Raw genomic sequence first — 22,763 nt, forward strand, 5'->3', positions numbered from 1 at the left:
TTGTATGTAATAAAATTAATATAAATTAATTAAACTATCAGAAAATAATTTATTAATCTTTGCTAGTATATGAACTAAGATTAATATATTTTTGCGATAGTTTATTTTTTTGAATTTGACAAAGTAACAACTTGCATTTATAATTAGGTTGTTACTTTACAAAGGAGGATTTACATTGATAAAATTCGAGAATATTTCAAAAAAATTTAAAAATACCACTGTTCTTTCTGATGTCTCTTTTGAGATTGAAAAAGGTAAATTAGTAGCTATTATAGGTGAAAGTGGTTGTGGAAAGACAACTACACTAAAAATGATAAATGGTCTCATAACACCAACTTCTGGTAAAATCTATATTAACAATGAAGATATTAGCACTAAAAATGTAATAGATCTTAGAAGAAATATGGGTTATGTTATTCAGCAAACAGGTTTATTTCCTCATATGACCATAAGAGAAAATATTGAACTAATACCAAAAGTTCAAAATAAAAATCCTGAAGACATTACACAACAAACATATAATTTAATGGATATGGTTGGTCTTGATTGTGATAAATTTCTTAATCGATACCCTGTAGAACTAAGTGGAGGGCAACAACAAAGAGTAGGTGTCGCAAGAGCCTTTGCCACTAATCCAGATATAATATTAATGGACGAGCCATTTTCAGCTCTTGATCCAATTACACGTTCAAGTTTGCAAGATGAACTTGTGAATTTACAATCAAAACTAAAGAAAACTATTATATTTGTAACCCACGATATGGATGAAGCTATAAAAATATCAGATAAGATGTGTATCATGGATAAAGGCAAAATTATTCAATACGATACACCTGAAAATATATTAAAAAACCCCGTTAATGATTTTGTCTCACAATTTGTTGGTAAAAAAAGAATCTGGACCTCTCCTGACTTTATTAAAGCTGAAGATATTATGATAGAAAATCCTATAACTTGCTCTAGGAACCTATCAATATTTAAATGTATAGAAAAGATGCGTTCGTACAAAGTTGATAGCTTAATGGTTGTTGATAACAAATCAAAAAAACTGCAAGGAATAGTAAAGGCAAAACAAATGCGATCAATTGATGATAAATCAATTCAAGTCAGTTCTATTCTTAACAATAATTATATTTATGTTTCTCCAAATGATACTATAATTGATATTTTAAAAATTGTAAATGAGAATAATATTTCAACAGTTCCTGTTTTAAATGATAGTAGCAGTCTTATTGGATTAATTACTGAAAGTAGTCTTGTTACAACGCTTAGTCAACAATATATAGAAGAGGAGGCGTAGTAATATGAATATTTTAGAATACATTTTACAAAATAAAACACAAATTATATCATTATTGATTGAGCATATCAGACTTACTGCAATTTCAGTTGGCCTAGCAATTTTAATAGGTGTTCCCCTAGGAATTCTAATTTCCTATGTCAAGAAGTTAAATAAACCAATTCTTGGAGCAGCAAATATTATTCAGGCTATCCCTAGTATGGCTTTATTAGGATTTTCCATACCATTTTTAGGTATAGGAACTCTCCCTGCAGTTACAACAGTAATTCTATATTCCCTGTTGCCTATAATCAAAAATACTTATACTGGGATTTCTAATATTAACCCACAGACAATTGAAGCCGCAAAAGGAATAGGATTGACAAAATTTCAAATTCTAACAAAAATTCAAATTCCATTAGCTCTCCCTGTTATAATGGCTGGAGTTCGAATTTCTTCTGTTACTGCTGTTGGCTTAATGACCATTGCTGCCTTTATAGGTGCCGGTGGATTAGGTTACCTTGTATTCTCTGGAATAAGAACTGTGAATAATAATCAAATACTAGCTGGTGCAATCCCAGCATGTATACTAGCTTTGGCTGTAGATTTTCTAGCTAGTATTGTTGAAAAACTAACAACTCCAATCAGTTTACAAAAGGTTAAGTCTAATACAAAAAAAGATTTCATGAAAACTCGTAAAATACAAAAAGGAATATTAGCAATCTCAAGTATTTTTGTTATTCTAATATTTATATTTTCTGCAATTACTAACGTTAATACTAACTCAAAAGTAATTACTGTAGGGAGTAAAGATTTTAGTGAACAAATGATATTAGGCCACATGGTTTCAGATTTAATTGAAGAAAATACAGATATTTCAGTAAATCGTAAAATAAATCTTGGTGGTACTCAAGTGTGCTTTTCTGCTTTAAAATCTGATGACATAGATTTATATATTGAATATAGTGGGACAGCTTATGGAGATACCTTAGGCAACCCTCCTATAAGTGATATGGAAAAAGTATATGCTACTGTAAAAAATGATTTCAAAGAAAAATACAATATTGAAGTTTTAAAACAAATGAACTTTAATAATACTTATACCTTAGCTGTTGAACAAGAAACAGCTGAAAAGTATAATTTAGAAAGCATTAGTGATCTTTCACTCATTGCTACTAACCTAAAGTCTGGAACTACCTTAGAATTCTTAAACAGGGATGATGGTCTTCCTGGACTAAGCAAAAAATACAATTTTTCATTTAAAGATTCTATAGGACTTGATGGTTCTCCACGATACACTGCTTTAATCAGCAAAGAGATAGATGTGGTAGATGCCTTCGCAACAGACGGATTGCTAAAGAAATTTAAATTAAAGACATTAAAAGATGATAAAAACTTTTTCCCACCCTATTATGCTATGCCTATAGTTAGAGGTGAAACTCTTAAAGAGTATCCAGAAATAATTCCTCTATTGGAACAATTATCAACTATCCTTAATGATGACATTATGATGGAACTTAATTATAAAGTTGATGAACTACAGATGGAACCTGATGATGTATCACGAGAATTTTTAGAAAAACAAGGTCTAATATAAATATAATAACTTTTTATTACAATAAATAAGTTATAGATTAGATTTTAAATACAACAGATAAAAAATACCCTGTAAGGTAACACAGCCTCTTTTCTGTGTATACCTTACAGGGTACAGTTTATCTCTTTTTCTCATTAAGGTTATTTTACTTTATTTTCAGTACTTGTCCTGGGTATATTAAATTTGGATTTGATATATTATTAAGCTTAACTAGAGTTAAAGTAGTAGTGCCAAATCGCTTCGCTATCCCACTTAAAGTATCCCCTGATTTTACAGTATAATATGGTGAACTACTAATATTACCTTTTGATGAAGAACTATCTGATGGCAATATTATTTTTTGTCCTGGATAAATTAAGTTTGGATTTGATATACCATTAATAGATGCCAATATTTGATAGGTTGTACTATATTTTTGTGCTATTCTTCTTAAAGTATCCCCTGATTGTACTATATAATATTTATCATTTTTATTATTTTCATTTGTTCTTGGACTTTCTGGTACACTTTGTCCATTTAATAATATTCCCTCATTGAACTCATTTAGGTCACAATTTCCACTTACACCTGGTACTTGTCCATTACTTGAAAATTGAAAACCAACCCATTGATTCCATATTGGATTACTAGCAGGTCTGCTTACCCCATATTCCGCAATCCATAAAGGATATATTCCTAACCTACTATCTAAACTAGTTCTTGCAAAATTAGTATAGGTATAAACTACGATACCTTTACTAGTTAGTTTCTTGACCTCTTCTAAAAATATTATTACTGCGCTTGTTAAAGATTTCTTATTTAAGCCATTAGTCTGTTCTATATCTATAGCTAGTCTACAATCAAATTCTCTATTCCCGATGGTATTTACAAAATGCCTAGCTTGAGCTTTAGGATCTACTCCTCCTAGAAAGAAGTGATAAAATCCAATCTTCAAACCCTGCTCTTTAGCATTTTTATAGGATGAAGAAAAATAATTATTAACATAGCTTATACCTTCCGTTGCTTTAATATAAACTATTTCTATCCCACTGTCTTTTACCTTTTTAAAATTTACATTTCCTTGCCAACTACTTATATCAATCCCCTTATAATTACTACTATTTCTACTTTCCATAGAAACACCTCCTCTCTATATAAATATGTTCTTAATTAATTTATTCTACTCTCAATTATAATTTTTTATATTATATAACTAACTTAATATGATTAGAGTATTATAACAACTAAACACACTATGAAAATAGCTATTTGACTTTTAAGATGTCAAATAGCTATTTCTATTTTACCAATTATTATTTTGTGATACCTTCCATATCCTCTATAATTAAATCTGCTGCTTGAAGCCCAGCTCCACCCACATACCAAGCTTGAGCATTTAGATAAACTATATTTCCATTTTTATATGTGTCTGTAGTTTTTACTAATTCATTCTCTATTACTTCTTTAGCTGCTGAATAATCTTCTGATCCACTTGTTCCTGCTGACTTATCAACTACAAAAAGATAGTTTGGATTTTTAGCTAACAAGTACTCATAAGTTATATTTTGACCATGCTTTGATACTTCTATATTCTCATCTGTTGGAACAAATCCGAACTTTTCAAATATAATTGAAAATCTTGATCCTGCTCCGTATACACTCATAGAACCATCTGTAATTATAGTAGCTAACGCATTAAAACCTTGCTCTTTTACTTTTTTGCCTACTTCTTCAACTCTTTTATTAAGTTCTTTTAATTTAGATGTTGCTGCATCTTCTTTCCCAAATATTTGTCCTATTATGTTTACATTTGACTCTAATGACTCTAAATACTTTGTAGTATCTGTTCCTAATTGTATTGTTGGAGCTATAGCAGAAAGTTCCTCATAATAATCAGCTTGTCTACCTTCAATTATTATTAAATTCGGTTTGATCTCATTGATTACTTCTAGACTAAATTCTTTTAATCCACCTAAATCTGTATATTTTTCTTCCTTATATTCTGAAAGATAAGTTGGCAGATTTTTCTTTGGTAATCCCACTAATCCTTTTATATCTAATGAATCCATAATATCTAAAGATGCATAGTCTAATACTACTACTTTTTCTGGATTCTTAGGTACCTCAGTTTCTCCAGCAGTATGAATTATTTTTATAGTTTCACCTTTTTCCCCTTCATTCTCTTTGTTACCAAGTTTTGTAGCTGCAAACACACCAATTAAAGCAACTATTGCAACTCCTACTATTATACTAATTTTTTTCTTATTCATTTGTTTCACCTATTCCTTTCATTTATATCCAACTACTATTTTCCTTATATGTTAATATTTATTTGCAATAACTTTCTTTAATTTTAAATTTAAAAAGAAATTATACTTTATTGTTATGCAACTCATAGATTTCTTTTTCTCGCTTTGCTCGTAAGGATACTCCTTGTCACCTTACTATTTGAAATGAAACTCCTTTTCGTTACACTCAAATGAGTAAGTTTCCATAATTAAATCATAGATTTAAATGGTCACTTAAGTTCGACCAGCCAAATCATAGATTTGGGGTCTCACTTAGAAATATACGCAGATGTTGTTTCCGTTTATATTCTTTATGTGAAAATCTATTTCATATACGTCTTCTAAAACATCTTTTGATATTATGGCATCAGTTATATCATCTTTAACTATCTTTCCATCTTTAAGAATAACTATTTTATCTGAGTAAACTGATGCAAAGTTTATGTCGTGCATAACTATCACTACAGTTTTTCCAAGATCATCCACTAGTCCTCTTAATACTTTCATCATCTGTACTGAATGTTTCATATCTAAGTTATTTAATGGTTCATCTAATAGTACATACTCTGTATTTTGAGCTATTACCATAGCAATATATGCTCTTTGCCTTTGTCCACCGCTAAGCTCATCTAAATATCTATCTTCAATATCCTTAATTTGCATATATTCTATGGCTTCATCTACATACTTTGTGTCTTCCTTTGTCAGTCTACCTTCACAGTGAGGGTAACGTCCAAAGCTAACTATTTCCTTTATAGTTAATCTTACATTTATATTGTTAGATTGTTTAAGTATAGCTATTTTTTTAGCTAGTTCCTTAGTGTTCCATTTTTCTAACTCCCTACCATCTATAATAACTTCGCCTTCATCTTTCTTCATAATACGAGATATCATTGATAGTAAAGTACTCTTTCCTGCTCCATTAGGTCCTATGAAAGAAGTAATCTTACCTTTTTCTATGTTTAAAGATACATTGTCTACTACTGGATTATCTCCATACTTTTTAACTATACCTCTAACTTCTATCATTTATTTTCCCTCCTTCATTAAAAGATATATAAAGTAAATTCCACCAATAAAATTAATTATTATACTTATTGTACTTCCAAAGTTTAATATTCTTTCCACTATGAACTGTCCAGCTATTAAAGCAATTATACTTATCAATATACTTCCTGTTATTTGATAACTATGTTTATATGTATTAAGAAACTGGTAAGATAGATTAACCACCAATAATCCAAGGAAGGTTATTTGTCCAACTAAAGCTGTAGATATTGATACTAATACTGCTACAACTATTAATATTTTTTTAGAAAATCTATCAAAATCTATTCCTAAGTTTATAGCTTGATCTCTTCCTAAAAGCATAACATCTAATTTTTTTACATCATCATAAAATAATACAAAAATGATTAGTAAGGCTATTACTGATATTAACAATATATCTGTATTAACATTAGCAAAGCTAGCAAACATTTTACTTTGTAATGTTTCAAATTCATTTGGATCAATTATTACTTGCATAAAAGATGTCATACTTTTAAACAAGGTTCCCAATACTGTTCCCACCAATAGCAAAAAGAATATATTACTATTGCCATCTTTCTTAAATAATATTTTATAAAGAACTAAAGTTCCAACTAACATTATGGTAACTGAAACCATAAAATTCACATTTCTGTTTATCATAAATATACTTGATGCTCCGAATAAAAACACGGATATGGTTTGTACAAACATATATAAGGAATCAAGTCCAAGTATGCTTGGCGTTAGGATTCTATTATTTGTTACTGTCTGAAATATCATAGAAGAAAAGGCTATTGATCCTCCAGTAATTGCTATAGCTATAACCTTAGGTATTCTCTTTGATAGGTTGTAATCCCAGTTTATACCATTTAATCCTTCAAACAAAAATAAGCCAATAACAAATAATGCAACTATCCCAAGTATATATAACTTCTTTTTATCTATATTATCCTTCATTTCTATTCCTCCTAAATATCAGGTAAAGGAATATAATACTTCCTGTAACTCCTACAGTAAGACTTATAGGTACTTCATAGGGATGAATTACAAGTCTACCTATAATGTCACATGCTAGTACAAATATTGCCCCAAACAAAGCTGTATCCCAAATATTCTTACTAAGATTGTCCCCTTTAAACATAGATACTATATTAGGAACTATTAATCCTATAAAAGGTATATTCCCAACATTTATTACTACTAAAGCTGAAATCAATGCAACAATTATAACTCCAATATTGGCAACCTTATTATAGTTAATCCCTAAATTTGATGAGATATCCTCTCCCATTCCTATAATAGTAAATTTATTAGCATACAAAAGTGCTAATATTAATAATGGTATAGTCAAATAGAGTAGCTCATAATTTCCCTTTATAATCATGGAAAAATCTCCTTGGAGAAAAGTTCCCATACTTTGAATTAAATTGTTTTTATAAGCAAAGAAATCTGTCATAGACCCTATAACATTTCCTACCATTATTCCCACTAGAGGTATGAATACAACATTTTTCATTTTTATGGTTTTAAGTATTTTCATAAATACAAAGGTTCCCAAAAGGGCAAATATAAATGCTGTTATCATCTTTTGCATCAAAGTTGCTGATGAAAATAGTAGCATAGAAACTAGTACCCCAAGCTTTGCTGAGTCTACGGTAGCTGCTGTACTTGGAGAAACAAATTTGTTATTACTAATTTGCTGCATTATAACTCCACCAACGCTCATTCCTACTCCAGCTACCACTATACTAATAAGCCGCGGCAATCTAGTTAAAATTATTATATTCATCTTACCGTGGTTCCATTGCATTATATCTGTAATACTTATATTTTGAACCCCTATAAATATTGAAGACATACACAGTATTATGAATAAAGGAATTAAATATTTCTTTTTCATATTTCCTCCAAAACTTTATTACGTATCCTAAATATCTTTATGTATTAAATTATGTGATATTCTTAAACACTTATATATACTTGATGTAACAATAAAACTACATTATTAATTGAAACATAATTTTAATTGATAATACTTATCGTCACTTCATAATAGCTTAATTGATAATCATTTTCAACTTCTTAAAACTTAAATACACTTGATTAAATTACTCAAAATTCTCCATTCTCCATTTTTCTGTATTTCTCTTATATATTTGTATTGAACTTTTATATTGAAATTTCGTTTTTAAATTTTAGATAAGATGAATTTTATTGTTAAAAATAACAAATAATAATGCTCATTTACATTGGTTGCATATAATAGTAAAATTCTAATTGAGATAATTAGATATTTAAAACTATATTCACAATAAACATAAGTTAATTTGTAATTATTTAAGTTTTAAATGTACAGAGGGGATTATTAAAATTATGAGTAAAAAAGATGTTTTTCAAAAAAGTGGTGTGATTTTATTATTAGCTTTACTATGTACCTTACTATGGGGAAGTGCCTATCCATCTATAAAGATTGGCTACTCTTTATTTTCTATAGGCGAAAATGATATTTTTAGTAAACTTCTCTTTGCAGGCAATCGATTTGCTTTAGCAGGTCTTCTAGTAATTTTATTAACTTGGATAATTCAAAAAAAATTTCCTATTCCTAAAAAAGATGCCTTAAGTCATATTGCACTACTTGGGTTTATTCAAACTACTTTAGAATATTTATTTTTCTACATAGGACTTTCTCATACTACCGGTGTTAAGGGGTCCATATTAAACGGTACTGCAACTTTTATGGCTGTAATTCTTGCTCATTTTATATATTCAGATGATAAATTAAATTTCCAAAAAGTTTTAGGATGTATTGTTGGATTTATGGGAGTAGTTATAATTAACTTAGGTGGTAAAGTTGGAAGTGGTTTTACCTTTACTGGTGAAGGATTTATTATTCTTGCTGCTGCTTCCTTTGCAATTGGATCTCTTATAAGTAAAGAAGCAGCTAAGAGAGAAGATAGCATGATAGTCACAGGATGGCAACTACTCTTTGGAGGGGCTTTACTTATAATTGTAGGCGCACTTGGAGGTGCACGAACCTCTATACCTTCTACTGAAGCAATGCTATTACTTTTATATCTCTCCCTTCTTTCTTCAGTGGCTTTTACAATATGGACTATCTTATTAAAACATAATAATGTTGGTAAAATTTCTATATACAATTTTTTAACACCTGTGTTTGGTGTTTTTCTTTCTGCTATATTTTTAAAAGAATCTATTTGGCATTGGAAAAATCTGTTGGCACTTGTATTTGTATGTGTTGGAATATATATAGTAAATAAGCCTAAAGTTAAAAATAGTTAACTAAAATTAATAGACTCTACGAACTAATTATTCATAGAGTCTATATTTTAAATCTATTCAATCTATAATTATTATACTTTACCTATAAATATTTAATTTTATATTCATCACAATACTCCATTTTAGTTATGGAGTAGCATAGATCATCATATATTCTTCCATCATAAGTTTCGCTAGCCATTCTTAATGTTCCATCATATTTAAATCCGCACTTTTCTATAACCCTTTTAGATTTATGATTTCCGTGATAATGATAACAAGATACTACTTCACATTTTATTTCTTCGAACAAATATTTTATTACCCTATTTACTGCTTCAGTCATAATTCCTTTTCCCCAATATTCTTCTGAAAGTACATATCCTATCATTCTTGCCTTTAATAAATTTCTTTTCACATCTCTATGATTACCAATTGAACCAATTACCCTATTATTTTTCTTATATACAATTGCCCATACCTCATCATTCTTTATAAATGACTGAAGTATCCCTTTAGAGATTTCTTTATTCTTATGGGGTTTCCATCCTGCCATAGGACCAACATTAGGATTTTTAGAATACTCATAAAAATCATCCAAATCCGATATTTTCCAGCTTCTCAAAATCAATCTTTCTGTTTCTAGCAACTTCATATTACACCTCTTAACTTTTACAATTTATTCCTTAACCTTTTAGTATATATTTTATATAAATTATATGTTATGGCAATGACACTATATGATAAATATAACATAAATGCATTTTAATTACTTCATTTATTAGCTTAATTCTCCAATCCAATCCTAAAAAAATAAAAAAGAACTTTGAAATTTCAAAGTTCTTTTTATATTTTTAAACCTATCTATCTTCAAAATTTAGTGCCTAAATTATATTTTGCTACTAAATTCTTCAATAAATTATATACCCTTTTTCCAAGCATTAACATAATAAAATAATTACCTACCATATGAATTAAATCATAGGGTATTCCATTTATCCAATAAGTTAAAGCAAAGGTTGTGGATACTGTAAAGATATATGGTATTGAATACAGTGCTCCAAATAACATTCCAAACACACCGGATATTATACTCCAACCTAAAAAATTTTCTTTAATTATTTTTCTAAATAACAGTACTACTAGTACTAGTATAGGCCAAACAATCCAGTATCCAAACCACCAAGTTCCCATTCCACTAACAAGACCTAGCAAAAAGTTAAATACCACTACAACTACCAATGCTCTTCTGCCTAATACTAAAGTATATATTACCAGTAAAAAGGATACTGGTTCTATATTAGGTATTCCACTCATCATAACTTGCAACACAAGCATTAGCGCTCCAAGTAATGCCAATATTATCAAATCTTTAGTTTTATACATATTACCAACCTATTGTAAGTATAAGTTCTATCTTATCACCATCTTTTATAGCAGTATCATCTATACCAGTTTGAGAATTTTCTCCATTTATTTTTAGATTCCACCACTCTTGCTTGTTAGCATCTGCATTTAGTCCATCTACTCCAGTTATAAATCTAGTAGCTTGAGATGTATCAGCTACAATTATCTTCATTTCATCTAGTGCTTTTCCTAGAGTTTCTGCATTGGTTTTATGTGTATAAGTTTTTTCATGCTTATCCTTTTCACTTATAACAGTAACTTCTATAGTTTTATCTCCTTCAACTTTTTGTTTTGCATTAAAGTTTTTGTAGATAAAAAATCCACCAATTGCAATAATTATAACTATTAAAGAAATTATTATTGACTTCATATTTTTTTTCATAGCTTCTCCTCCTAATAAATAAAATAACTCTCCTTCATTAGAGAAAGAGAGATTTTCATGACTACTATTAGCCTTATCTCTATGTAAAAACTCCATTTCCATGCTATCATATATATTTTATAAAATCAATGTATTCTGATTCAAATCCTATTATGCATATAAAATATTTAATATGCGTAATAGGATTTGATATTTTATAATTGCTTTATATTCTTAAAACTTTTCATAAATATACATGTATCACTTAAATAAGTACTGTATTATTCTATTCAGATTAAATAATTATTATGATAGAAACTTTATTATAATTATACTTTCATACTTTTCAAAAATAGTTTTTAACAGAAATCTAACATTTATCATATCTTATATATATCTGAATAAATTGAACAATTATAAATTTGCTTATACTAAATTCTGTTCTATATTATTTAATATATTCTTACATAACCATATAATTATAAAAGATATGAACACATTCCATACAAATGTAATTATTATTGAAATTGTTCCTACATCAAAGATAATTGCTACAATTATAGAACCTATAATTCCTGGTAGTGCAATTATTATCAATGCAAGTATTGTTAAAAACATTAATAAGCCTTTCCCTGTAACTTGTTTGAATATTTTTTGAGACAATACATCTCCTGCTATAAATAACATTCCAAATCCCAATCTTGCTATTATGCATACTAATATTTCTATAGGTGAAGAACCTAATATGATTCCCGCAATAACAAATAGTATAATTCCATCTATAAAACACTTTATTAAGTTTTCAGAAACTATATATAGAAGTTTTTTAAGTGGACTTTCAGGAATTAAATATACGTAATGCATTTTTAGCTCTCTAACCCAGCGCCCTGCAAAAGTCATAAATAATTGAATATATGTGGCCATAGCAAAGGTAGCTATTATACTTCCTATGTCCTTCATTGTTAATGTAAATATGACCACAACTACTATTTGAATTAAAGTAGTATTGTCTAAAAAAAAATTTTCCTGCTCTCCTGTTTTCTAACATATGCTTAAAAAAGAATACAGAAGCTCCTCTTCCTTTATTTATTCCAACATTTTTTAATTTTATCTTCTTAGTATCTTTAACTTCTACTATTCTGCCTTCTTTTACATCTTCCATGCGTTTATGCATAGTTTCTGTAGCTTGAAGTACGTCTTCATAATATTCATTTTTACTTTTCATAAGAATAACTATAGTTAATACTATGCCTATAAGTGTTGCTATAATATATATTAACGCATTAGAGGTTTCGCCTATCAAAATACCATAAATTACTCCTTTTATCCATCCTACAAAAGGAATAAATTCTAGATAACTTACATTTATCCCATTAACTATAGCTCCTATACCTCTTCCACCTTCTTTTATATTAAATAGAATAGAAATTATCAAAGGTAATACTAGGAGATAAATTAAGATCTTTACTGCTTTCTTTTTACCGTCATCTCCGCTAGTAATTGAATAAATAGCCATAGATATGATACTACTTATGAAAACTAACATAAAATATCCTAGGAATATTACTATTACACCTAGCGGATTTACTCCATACCTCTGTTTAAGTACACCAGCTTGAAAGAGTATAAAGATGGATATAAATAAAGATGTACCTAACTGTCTTATAAGTCCATATATAAGTACTTTTTTAGATGATATGGGAGAAACAAAGAGTAAGTTTACATCAGACATTTTAAAAAATGTAGCTCCTGATGATAATCCTTGGATGATTTGAGTTGTAAATAAAAACATAAATAGTGCATATATTATTGCTCCTAGCTCCGCCATTGGACTTAAGCTATTTACATCAACATTATTAGAAGTTTTAGCTGAGGTTATAAAAACAAAAACCATTAAAGCTATCAAAATTATATATCCTATTAATTTACCAGGATGATTCTTTAAATCCTTTATTCGATTTTTTAAGGTTGTTCTCCATAGATAAATTATTCCTTTCACTACTGATCACCCTTTCCTTCAGTGATATGAAAGAATAATTCTTCTAATCCTTCATTAGATTTTTCAGCATCTTCTTTTACCCTTGTAGCCGCAATTTTTCCATTCATCATGATATGTGCTACATCCCAGAACTCTTTCACACTATCAATCATATGAGTACTTATTATCATTGCTGCACCTTGATTTTTTAATTCCATTATTAACTCTTTTAATGCTTTAATTCCATGGGGATCAAGACCTACTAAAGGTTCATCAAAAATTATAACCTTAGGTTTTGGAAGTAATGCACAACAAATACTTACCTTCTGCTGCATTCCTTTAGAAAGTTCTTTCCCAAACTTTTGTTTTTTGTCATCTAGTTCAAATATCCTTAACAGTTTTTCAGCATATTCTCTCCAGTCAGTAAGATTATAACCTCTTGCAATAAATTCTAAATGCTCTTCCACTGTTAACATATCATATAGTACAGGTACTTCTGGTATATATCCAATTATTCTTTTAGCTTCTACGGATTTATTATCAAAACCTTCTATGGATATATTTCCTTGAAATCTTAATAGTCCGCATATACATTTAATAATAGTAGATTTTCCAGCACCATTAGGCCCTAAAAGTACTGCTATCTCTCCATCGCCCACTTGAAAACTTATATTATCATTAGCAACAAATTTTCCATATTTCTTCGTGACATTATTTATAACTAACATCAAAATCACCATCCCTTAAAGTTTAACTTAATACTAGATTTTTTACTAAATATAGTTATCCACATTTGCACTTGATTTTAATTACCAATATTAACATTTTATACAATAACCATTTTAATTACAAGTATAGATGATAAAATGTTAACAATTCATTCTAATACAACAAATAAAGTGGCTTTGTTGAAAATTTCAGTAATAAAATAATAGGTTTTAAAAGCAGAGCTTCTAAAACCTATTATTTTATATTGACATTGTTAAATATGTTACATAACTAGCCACTATTGCCATACTCGCTAATACATAAGGTAACGAACTTGATACCTTATGTATCTCCTTTGCTTGTTCTTTTTTTATCTTTAACATACCATAAGCAACTACAGTACATATAAATCCAAATATTATTAATAAGTATCCTTGGTTTGATGGTTGATAAATAGATCCTTTTATGTATAGTATATCAGCTAAAAACAATATGCAAAAATTAAATAAATTACTTCCTACAATGTTTCCAATCATAGCATTAAAATTACCTTTTTTAGCTAAAGATATAGAAGATGTTAATTCTGGAAGAGAAGTTGCAACTCCAAGGAACAATGCCCCCGCCAAGGTAACCCCTAAATTTAACTCCTTTGCAATCATATCTGTTACTATAGTAATACCTATACTAAACACAATTAATCCTATACTTAATAATGTAAATCTCACATATATTTGCTTTACTGTAAGATTGCAATTACTTTCTCCACTATCTTCTGCAGATTCATCCCCAGACATAGCCTTAACACCAAAGATATATAATAGCATAATTGCTATAGAGAATATGCTTACACTAAAAAATGAAAATTCTCTTCCAATATAATTAGCAACAAACACCATTACATAAATCACCATTAAAAGTTTCAGTGTATTCCTATGGCTTGATGTTACTACAGAGCTTTTGAATCTCTTAACTCCTACTAAAACTAATACTGCTAAAATAGTTAAGTTAAACACATTACTACCAAGAATATTACCTGAAACTAATTGTACCTCATTCAAAAATATAGTAGATGAAATACTTGTAAATAACTCTGGAAGTGAAGTTACTGCTGCTAACATAACACCTCCAATAAAAGCTCCTGATAAATTTGTTTTTTTATCAAGCTCGTCTACATAATAAGACAATTTAATTGAAAAACCAATTACAAATGCAGCAAAAATTCCATATAAAGCGTATATCATTTTCATTCCTCCTATGTATTTTAACAAAATAAAAGAGACTTATATTCTAATATCAGAATATAAGTCTCGTCTTTTAAGATTAAACCAGAATATTAAATATCCAGTATGTTGACCTAATCCCATGAAGTCATTTAATACTTCCTGCTAACTACTCCCTTAATATATAAATTATTATATTATAACCTGTACAACGTTTTAATCATACCATTTTTTAAAAGTTATTTCAACTAAAAAGTTTTATAGATTTTGTGAATTAAATTAAATATATCCTTATATAAATCTTTTATTGAATTAAGTAGTAAATTATTTCTTCTAATGAAATGCCATGATAAGATTTTTTAATATTTTCAAACTTCCTTCGTAAATTTCCCTTAATATTTTCAATATATGATATGGTAAAAGGTAAGTATTTAGAAATTTCTTTTACATATTCCTTTGAAAAATAATTTTTGTTCATAACAACAGCAAAGATTATCATTAAAATACAATTATCTTTTATTAATTTTTTCAAATCTTCAATGTTTTTACCTTTAAAACAAGTTGCGTCATCTAATACATGGATAGTTAGATTAATAAGTTTATTTACAATATTATCTAGATAATATTTTCCTGCTAGTTGAGACATTATAGTCATGTGTTTATTCTCATAATCTATCCTTACATCTTGCAAATCATCGCATAATTGAAGCAGAAATCCATACCCATAGGTAAAAATCTCCTCCTCTTTGTTTAATCTTCCATTTATAAGATAACCATCCACAATAACAGATGCTCCGCCCTTTTCAATAGATATATCTAGCATATCTCTTTCATAGGGGTTACTTATACCTTCTTGCTGAATTAGGCTGTTTACTTGCCCTTCATGAATTAATAATAGACCTTGAAAGACTTTTGGATAATCATTTCTATTAAAAATAGATTCTATATATTCAACTAACTTAAACACTTGCTTTTCATGAGAATTTCTCCCCTCTATCTCTTCACCACATAGTCTTTTATAAAACCTGCTATTAAATTCTTTCTTTTCTTCTATTGATATATCTAAATTATCTAAATAATTGTCAGTATATGGATACAACATACTATATCCAAAAATAGCCATGGTAAATGATATATCTATATCCTTCATCTTTTGAAGAAGACTAACAATCCACACATTTCTCATAGCTTGACCAATATCTTCATAATTCATTTCTTTATCAAAGATCTTGCACTGATTTATAAATACCTTAGTGCTTGCAAAAAACTGATCCTTCATTTTTTTATCTATGGTTCCTAGCTTAAATAATTCTTCTCCCAATATCATATTTTCAAGATAAGAGTTACTATTTTTCTTCCATAATTCTCTATTCTCTTCTTCCAAAGGAAACCTTTCAATAATTTTGATAAATTCATCAACAAATTTCTCAAACTTTTTCTCATTTTTCTTCTTCCTAATATATCCATTAGCTTCTAAGGGAATATCTACACATGTAGGCATACTCCACCATATTTCTTTATATAAATTTTTTAAAACCTTAATATTTCTCATATAGCTTTCACCTACATTACTATTCATGATAATCATCTCCTTAGATACCATTTACTTTACAAATACTACACTATAGTACTTATTATTGTTAAATTTATAATATCCTTTAAATCAATCTCATAAGGACTAATTTTATTATTGTATTCATCCTTCACAATTCTTACTACTGGTCTATCAGGGAACCCATTATTTTGACTTACCACATACCCAAATAAATTATTTGATAGATATACAGGACATCCTAATGGATAAACTGCAAATGTATCTTTAAACAACTTAATTATTTCAGGATCAAAACTTGTATATGTCTCTGCTAAAATTAATTCATAAGCTTCTCTAGGATCAAATTTTTTTCTATAGCATCTATCTGATGTTATGGCCGTAAACACATCACATATAGAAATAATTTTTGCAAATTGTGATATTTCATTATCTTTTAATCCATAAGGATAACCTGTACCATTATACTTCTCATGATGTTCTATTACTCCACCTATTATATCTTCATTTATTATAGGATTACCAAGAAGTATGTCTCTTCCATATAACGGATGCATTTTAATCTGTTTAAACTCATCTTTAGTTAATTTATCTGGTTTATTTATGATTCTACTAGATATTTTCGTTTTTCCTATATCATGAAATAGAGATGATATGGCTAAATCACGTAATCTTGATTTTGAAAGATTCATATTTACTCCTAGAAAAATTGCCATAATACTAGTATCCACAGAGTGTATGTATGTATAATCATCATATAATTTTACTTCATATAAATTTAGATTTATATAGTTTTCACTCTGTATATATTCAACTAAATCATCAACCATAGTTAGAGATTTGCTTAAAGATTTATTATCATAATTTATTAAGTCACTAAACATATTAGGTATGGTTTGAAGTATATTCTTTTTTAAATTTATAAGTTTACTATCATCTTTTATATCTTTTAAGTCATCGTCTTGTACATACAGAAAAAATATCCCTTGCTGTTCAATACTATTTTTTACTTGATCAGTAATTATAATACCTTTTTTTAACAAAGTCTTACCTGAGCCTGTAATAATGTCCTTAGCAAGTATTTCATTTCCCTGCAAATCCTTAAGCAATGTTAATTTCATATAATCCCTCTCCATAAACATAATTGTCTGTATTTTCTTACTTTATCATATCATATCTATAAATTATATGATACTTTAATTTAATTATTTATACATATACTGTATATTATGAAAATAACTTGATAAATCAATGTTGGTAGAAAAAATAATTAAGACTATATCATAAATTTTAGATATAGTCTTAATGTCATTTATATTTAATAATATATTTATTCAATTATAGGGTTATAGGATGTAACCACTACAAATTATAGTGGTTACATCCCTGTGTGAAATTAGTTGGTTTTATCAAAACCACTAAGAGGGACATAAGTAGAAAATTTACATTTATATTGACTAAAGTTTTGGGTTGAAAACTTTAAGTTAATAACTAAAGTAACAATTAAAATATAGTTACTTCATTTGTATATTTTATATAGGAGAAAGCCACGCCTTTGTAGCTTCATAGTTTATTTAAACTGTAAAATAGCTTATATATTCTACAATCCACATCCTTGTAAATTCTCCTAGCAATATAAAAAAAGATAGATATCATTGATACCTATCTTGGAATATACTAAATTTAAATAAGTGAAAGCTTTTACAATTTAATTTATAGTTTAAACCTATAAATATAAATACTATATTTTACCTAAACCATCACTGGATAAATCTTTTAACTCTTCCTCAGAAAGTATCAAATTTCATAATCCCATGGCAGGTCTCCTGGCTTGTGAATCATACTTCTTAGCGCCTTCCCAAAATAAATTAGTGGCTTTTGCTAAGTCGTCCTCACTTACAGTTACTGGGATAGCTTTGGATTTTCACCAAATTCCCTATTAAGTACTTAGTACACCTATCGGACTCTATATATTAAATTTTATTTTTAATCTAATAAGTTTAAAATGTAAGTTGTAGTTATTTTATAAAATTAACTTTCCATTCCCCTTACAATTATTATTCTACTGAACTAGATTAATATTGTCAACCCCACTTTTTTAAATAAATATAGAAATATTTTCACTTAGAATTTCATTGTATAAATTAATTCATTACATCTCTCTTTTGGAACACTAAGAATGAAGCTATAATTAATATTGTAGCAAACACAATCAATTGAATTGCCCCCATAGTTGAACTTAAAACTATACTATATTCACTTTTAAACATTTCAGTATATTGGGAATTTGTAATGAAAGTTGATAAATTCATATAGGGTAATATAGTTTTACCTACCCATCTCATACCTAAATTTGCCATAATCATTGTGGCAACTGAGCTACCTAAATATGCTACAGTAGTAAGACCAACTGCTAAAGCTGTATTTTTTATAATAGTTGATATAGCAAATACTAATGCTATTATAAATATTAAGCTAATGCTTGAGAATAAAAGTTTAGGTATAATTGAAATTATAAAGCTTTGCTCAACTATACTTTCTCCACTGAAAGAAATTACTTTTGTAGCAAGCCCTCCAAAGCCATTTACAATTCCACTTGATATAATATTTAATATAACTGTAGTTAACAGTACACCATATCCTATAATAAACACTGATACTAATTTAGAAAATAAAATTTTCCATCTAGATACTGGTCTAATCATAAGCAATCTAACAGTCCCCGTAGAATACTCTGAAGAAACTATACCTCCTCCAATTATTATGCATAGTATAATTGCAACACTAACATACATTAAATAAGTTCTATCTACAGAATTTCTAATATCATTATCAAATTTAACTTGTGGTATATTATTTTCAAGACTATACCAATCAAGAGCTATATCCTGTTCTATAGATTTACTTTTCTTCTCATAATCTTTTTTGTACTCCTCATAAGTATACCCTTTTGCTATCTTCTCGCTATTGTATTGTGTAAATTCAGTTTCACTAAGTAGTCTCCCACCATTTTCATCAATCTTATAGGCAATATCCCTTATAGTATTGTTTTTCCAATTTTTATTATCATAAGGAATTTTATTATTATATCTATATTCAGTTGCCTTAAGTCTTTTCTCCAAAGCATCAAGTTGAGCTTTAGACTCCTCTAGGGATATAACTAAATTTTTATTATTAGGATTTTTCTTGACTTCTCCTTCTGAAGTCTTAATAGTTGCCTTTAAATTTTTTGTTTCTTCCTTAGAAGCTTTAATATTCTTATCTAAGTAACCTAAATAATCATTTTTTATAACAGAATCATATAATTCCTTACTTTCTTTATTTTTAGAATCTATGGCCTTTTGAATATTTTCTTTACTCATATCAATATATTCATTAAGCATATTTACATCAAATTCATGTATATTAAAAAATAATTCTTCACCTACTAATCCATCTGAAATTCCTGATAGAATAATAGCCTCTTTTGATTTGTTAGAAGCCTCTCCAGCTACTTCGTTTCTCCAATCATCCCAAGAAACATTATTATCTATTAAAATTTGTGACTTTTTGATATTTTCTTCAAAAATTTTCTTCTGAATGTCTTTATTTTTCTTACTTGAATCAATATTAGTTATTTCTGTTTGTTGCCATTGAATTTCCTGATTATAGCTATTTATATACCACTTTGACTCATCTCTATTCTGTAAAAATTTTAAAGCTACTGGTAACATTATGCTAGCTAAAAGTGTTAAAATCACTATTACTTTAACACTAGTTTTTTTATATTGCTTTATCAATTCATTTTTTATTAGTCCACATACTTTACTCATTAAACTCTGCTCCTTTTCTACTATATTACACTATTTGCATTTTAGATCCTGTTGTTACCTTCATAAATTCATCTTCAAGAGTGTTATTAATAGGCTTAATAGTGTAAACTAATATATTCTCCATAATTAAAGCTTTATTAACATTGGCAATTTCATCACGAGAACAAGAAATTAATATTTTATTTTCTTTGAAGTCTACAGTAATCTCTTCAGATATTTTGTTATAATCATTCTCTATAATTTTCCTCGCTAAACTATAATTACTTACTTCTAATTCATAGGTTATCAAGCTTTCGATATTTTGCTTTTTAATATCTTTTAATGTTTTAATATCTATAATTTTTCCATTATCTATTATTCCAACTCGATCACACATAAGCTCCATTTCACTAAGTAAGTGACTTGACACTAAAACTGCTAGTCCCTCTTTTTCTGCCAAATGTCTTAGGGTATCACGTAACTCTTTAATTCCCATTGGATCTAATCCATTAGTAGGTTCATCTAAAATTAAAAGCTTAGGATTGTGTAATAATGCTTGAGCAACACCAAGTCTTTGACGCATTCCAAGAGAATATTTTTTTACTTTATCATTAATACGATTTTCAAGTTTCACTAATTTTATAACTTCATTAATACGTTCTTTAGAAATATTACCATGCATTCTGCCATATATCTCTAAATTTGTACGTCCTGTAAGATATCCATACATCTCTGGATTTTCAATAATCCCCCCTACTTGAGAAAGAGCTTTTTCAAAATTTTTCTTTACATCATTATTACTAATTAAAATATCTCCTTCATCAATTTTTAAAAGTCCTGTAATCATCTTAATAGTAGTAGTTTTACCTGCACCATTTGGTCCTAAAAATCCAAATATTTCTCCTGAGTTTATTTCAAAACTGACATTGTCAACTATTTTACGATTACCCATAATCTTAGTAACATTTTTTAATTCTAGAACTTTAGACATTTCCTCACCTCATAATCTTTGATGATGTTAGCATACAATACCTTTAATACTTTGAAAATAAGTTCCCTCTAATTGTAAGAAAGATGTAATAATCACTTTAATTTTTCTATCAAAAGTAATAATTTCTTAAGAATTAAATTCTGATATAAGTAACATTTATAAATAACATCTAAATAATTATTTTAAAAGCTTTACTCTTTCAGCCATGATATTTTAACCGAGTTTCATACTTTAATTTACTAATTTTCAAATCTATATCATATATATAATAAATATTTAACATTTTAAAAATCCTATTTCATAAAATATTAAAATTCTTTCCTCATAAATCACTTTAAATAGGTTGTCCTCTTGTACTATAATATAGTACAAGAGATATGTAGAAATTATATATTTAAAACATATTTTGATATTTTAATGTTTCAATAACAATTAGTTATAATATATTAAGAGGTGATCAAATGAATTTTTTCAACGAATCCTATGGAATTGACTTATTTTCATTATTTCTTATTCTAGTATCATCTATATTAAATTTATTTTCTGTTACTCGTCTTTTAGCTGGAGTTATTTTATTTTATGCATTATACAGAGTTTTCTCAAGAAATGTTGAAAAGCGTGAGCAAGAACATAGAAAATTTTGTATGTATGCCAATAGATTTTTAAGTAAATTTAATAAAGCAATTCCTAGCAACCTACCTGTGTTCCACTTTGGTGATTGTGCTCCTATTTTTAGTAATTTCAAAAGATGGTTTAATGAAAAGAAAAATTATAAAATAGTTAAATGTCCAAAGTGTGGACAAAGGCTTAGATTACCTAGAGGTAAAGGTAAAATCACTGTTACTTGTAAGCGATGTTTATATGAGTTTAAAATGAAAAGCTAAAACCTAATACAATTCCACAGACTATCAGTATGAATTATGTACTGGTAGTTTTTTCTTAACATTTGACTTTTTTACATTTATCTTTAATTAAATTTAATTTTCAACAAATATTATTGATTTTCTTTGTAGTTCCATATAATATATAAATAATACGATAAATTATTCGAGAATTTTATTTCCTATAATTTTTGTATTTTAAGAATTATTGTAATTTTTCATAAACAGAGTTCTTTGCTTCAGAGGGAGTTTTTACTCCCTCTGAAGGTTACTAACAGAATTCTTAGTATCAGTATTTTCGATACTTAGAATTCGTTGTCCTTTAGGGGAAATCGTTATCCAGGGTCGTAGCCGCTCTTTACTCCCACTTTGAAGAAGATGGGAGTATTAGAGCGGGTAGTCATCGGATAAACTTTTATA

General features: G+C 27.9%; 20 protein-coding genes and 1 riboswitch. Of the genes, 4 read left to right on the forward strand and 16 right to left on the reverse strand.

The features are described 5' to 3' along the window. Window positions 1–175 precede the first annotated feature (175 nt). Entirely contained in the window at window positions 176–1,300 is a 1,125-nt protein-coding gene (locus IO99_RS02865; protein WP_035129979.1) for an ABC transporter ATP-binding protein, read from the forward strand. A gap of 4 nt (window positions 1,301–1,304) precedes the next feature. After that, window positions 1,305–2,876 carry an ABC transporter permease/substrate-binding protein gene (locus IO99_RS02870; RefSeq protein ID WP_035129982.1) on the forward strand — a complete coding sequence of 524 codons (1,572 nt, stop codon included), beginning with the start codon at window positions 1,305–1,307 and terminating at the stop codon, window positions 2,874–2,876. Between the two features lie 145 nt (window positions 2,877–3,021). On the opposite strand, the gene IO99_RS18250 is transcribed toward IO99_RS02870, so the two are convergent. The 5 genes from IO99_RS18250 to IO99_RS02900 form a co-directional block, all read right to left on the reverse strand. Next, window positions 3,022–3,990: a GH25 family lysozyme gene (locus IO99_RS18250; RefSeq protein WP_051823882.1), complete on the reverse strand. Its 969-nt coding sequence runs from the start codon at window positions 3,988–3,990 to the stop codon at window positions 3,022–3,024. A 178-nt stretch (window positions 3,991–4,168) separates the two neighbouring features. Then, the gene (locus tag IO99_RS02885) at window positions 4,169–5,125 is read right to left on the reverse strand and encodes a siderophore ABC transporter substrate-binding protein (protein WP_035129985.1); all 957 of its coding nucleotides are present in this window, start codon (window positions 5,123–5,125) and stop codon (window positions 4,169–4,171) included. Between the two features lie 291 nt (window positions 5,126–5,416). Beyond that, a complete protein-coding gene (locus IO99_RS02890; protein ID WP_035129989.1) occupies window positions 5,417–6,172 on the reverse strand; it encodes an iron ABC transporter ATP-binding protein in 756 nt (251 codons plus the stop codon). Continuing rightward, a complete protein-coding gene (locus tag IO99_RS02895; RefSeq protein WP_035129992.1) occupies window positions 6,173–7,132 on the reverse strand; it encodes an iron chelate uptake ABC transporter family permease subunit in 960 nt (319 codons plus the stop codon). It abuts the gene before it with no gap. After that, window positions 7,122–8,075: an ABC transporter permease gene (locus IO99_RS02900; RefSeq protein WP_035129996.1), complete on the reverse strand. Its 954-nt coding sequence runs from the start codon at window positions 8,073–8,075 to the stop codon at window positions 7,122–7,124. Before IO99_RS02900 ends, IO99_RS02895 begins: the two co-directional genes overlap by 11 nt. 473 nt (window positions 8,076–8,548) lie before the next feature. Between IO99_RS02900 and IO99_RS02905 the strand changes: the two genes are divergently transcribed. Then, window positions 8,549–9,475 carry a DMT family transporter gene (locus IO99_RS02905; RefSeq protein ID WP_035129999.1) on the forward strand — a complete coding sequence of 309 codons (927 nt, stop codon included), beginning with the start codon at window positions 8,549–8,551 and terminating at the stop codon, window positions 9,473–9,475. 82 nt (window positions 9,476–9,557) lie between these two features. Here the strand turns inward: IO99_RS02905 and IO99_RS02910 are convergent, their stop codons facing one another. The 11 genes from IO99_RS02910 to IO99_RS02960 all read right to left on the reverse strand — a co-directional run bounded on the left by IO99_RS02910 (window position 9,558) and on the right by IO99_RS02960 (window position 21,462). Further along, the gene (locus IO99_RS02910; protein WP_035130002.1) at window positions 9,558–10,109 is read right to left on the reverse strand and encodes a GNAT family N-acetyltransferase; all 552 of its coding nucleotides are present in this window, start codon (window positions 10,107–10,109) and stop codon (window positions 9,558–9,560) included. Between the two features lie 215 nt (window positions 10,110–10,324). After that, entirely contained in the window at window positions 10,325–10,840 is a 516-nt protein-coding gene (locus tag IO99_RS02915; protein ID WP_035130005.1) for a hypothetical protein, read from the reverse strand. Window position 10,841: 1 nt separating this feature from the next. Next, the gene (locus IO99_RS02920; protein ID WP_167403019.1) at window positions 10,842–11,243 is read right to left on the reverse strand and encodes a DUF4430 domain-containing protein; all 402 of its coding nucleotides are present in this window, start codon (window positions 11,241–11,243) and stop codon (window positions 10,842–10,844) included. Window positions 11,244–11,648: 405 nt separating this feature from the next. Next, entirely contained in the window at window positions 11,649–12,182 is a 534-nt protein-coding gene (locus tag IO99_RS02925) for a putative ABC exporter domain-containing protein (protein ID WP_423219412.1), read from the reverse strand. Next, window positions 12,097–13,221 carry a putative ABC exporter domain-containing protein gene (locus tag IO99_RS02930; protein WP_035130011.1) on the reverse strand — a complete coding sequence of 375 codons (1,125 nt, stop codon included), beginning with the start codon at window positions 13,219–13,221 and terminating at the stop codon, window positions 12,097–12,099. Before IO99_RS02930 ends, IO99_RS02925 begins: the two co-directional genes overlap by 86 nt. After that, window positions 13,221–13,928 carry an ABC transporter ATP-binding protein gene (locus IO99_RS02935; RefSeq protein ID WP_035130014.1) on the reverse strand — a complete coding sequence of 236 codons (708 nt, stop codon included), beginning with the start codon at window positions 13,926–13,928 and terminating at the stop codon, window positions 13,221–13,223. The genes IO99_RS02930 and IO99_RS02935 overlap by 1 nt, the downstream gene beginning before the upstream one ends. 240 nt (window positions 13,929–14,168) lie before the next feature. After that, on the reverse strand, window positions 14,169–15,149 hold the full coding sequence (locus IO99_RS02940; RefSeq protein WP_035130017.1) for a sodium:calcium antiporter: 981 nt from the start codon (window positions 15,147–15,149) through the stop codon (window positions 14,169–14,171). Between the two features lie 283 nt (window positions 15,150–15,432). After that, a complete protein-coding gene (locus IO99_RS02945) occupies window positions 15,433–16,707 on the reverse strand; it encodes a hypothetical protein (RefSeq protein ID WP_156964277.1) in 1,275 nt (424 codons plus the stop codon). Window positions 16,708–16,745: 38 nt separating this feature from the next. Continuing rightward, on the reverse strand, window positions 16,746–17,801 hold the full coding sequence (locus tag IO99_RS02950) for an HD-GYP domain-containing protein (RefSeq protein WP_035130020.1): 1,056 nt from the start codon (window positions 17,799–17,801) through the stop codon (window positions 16,746–16,748). A gap of 678 nt (window positions 17,802–18,479) precedes the next feature. Beyond that, a riboswitch (cobalamin riboswitch) is annotated at window positions 18,480–18,656 on the reverse strand. 168 nt (window positions 18,657–18,824) lie between these two features. Beyond that, on the reverse strand, window positions 18,825–20,492 hold the full coding sequence (locus IO99_RS02955; RefSeq protein ID WP_035130023.1) for an ABC transporter permease subunit: 1,668 nt from the start codon (window positions 20,490–20,492) through the stop codon (window positions 18,825–18,827). A gap of 25 nt (window positions 20,493–20,517) precedes the next feature. After that, complete coding sequence (locus IO99_RS02960) at window positions 20,518–21,462, reverse strand: ABC transporter ATP-binding protein (protein WP_035130026.1); 945 nt, start codon at window positions 21,460–21,462, stop codon at window positions 20,518–20,520. Between the two features lie 461 nt (window positions 21,463–21,923). Here IO99_RS02960 and IO99_RS02965 point away from each other — a divergent pair, with 461 nt between their 5' ends. Beyond that, entirely contained in the window at window positions 21,924–22,346 is a 423-nt protein-coding gene (locus IO99_RS02965) for a hypothetical protein (protein ID WP_035130029.1), read from the forward strand. The last annotated feature ends 417 nt before the right edge of the window (window positions 22,347–22,763 follow it).

It is taken from the genome of Clostridium sulfidigenes (genome assembly GCF_000732635.1).
GTDB classification, from domain to species: domain Bacteria; phylum Bacillota; class Clostridia; order Clostridiales; family Clostridiaceae; genus Clostridium_J; species Clostridium_J sulfidigenes.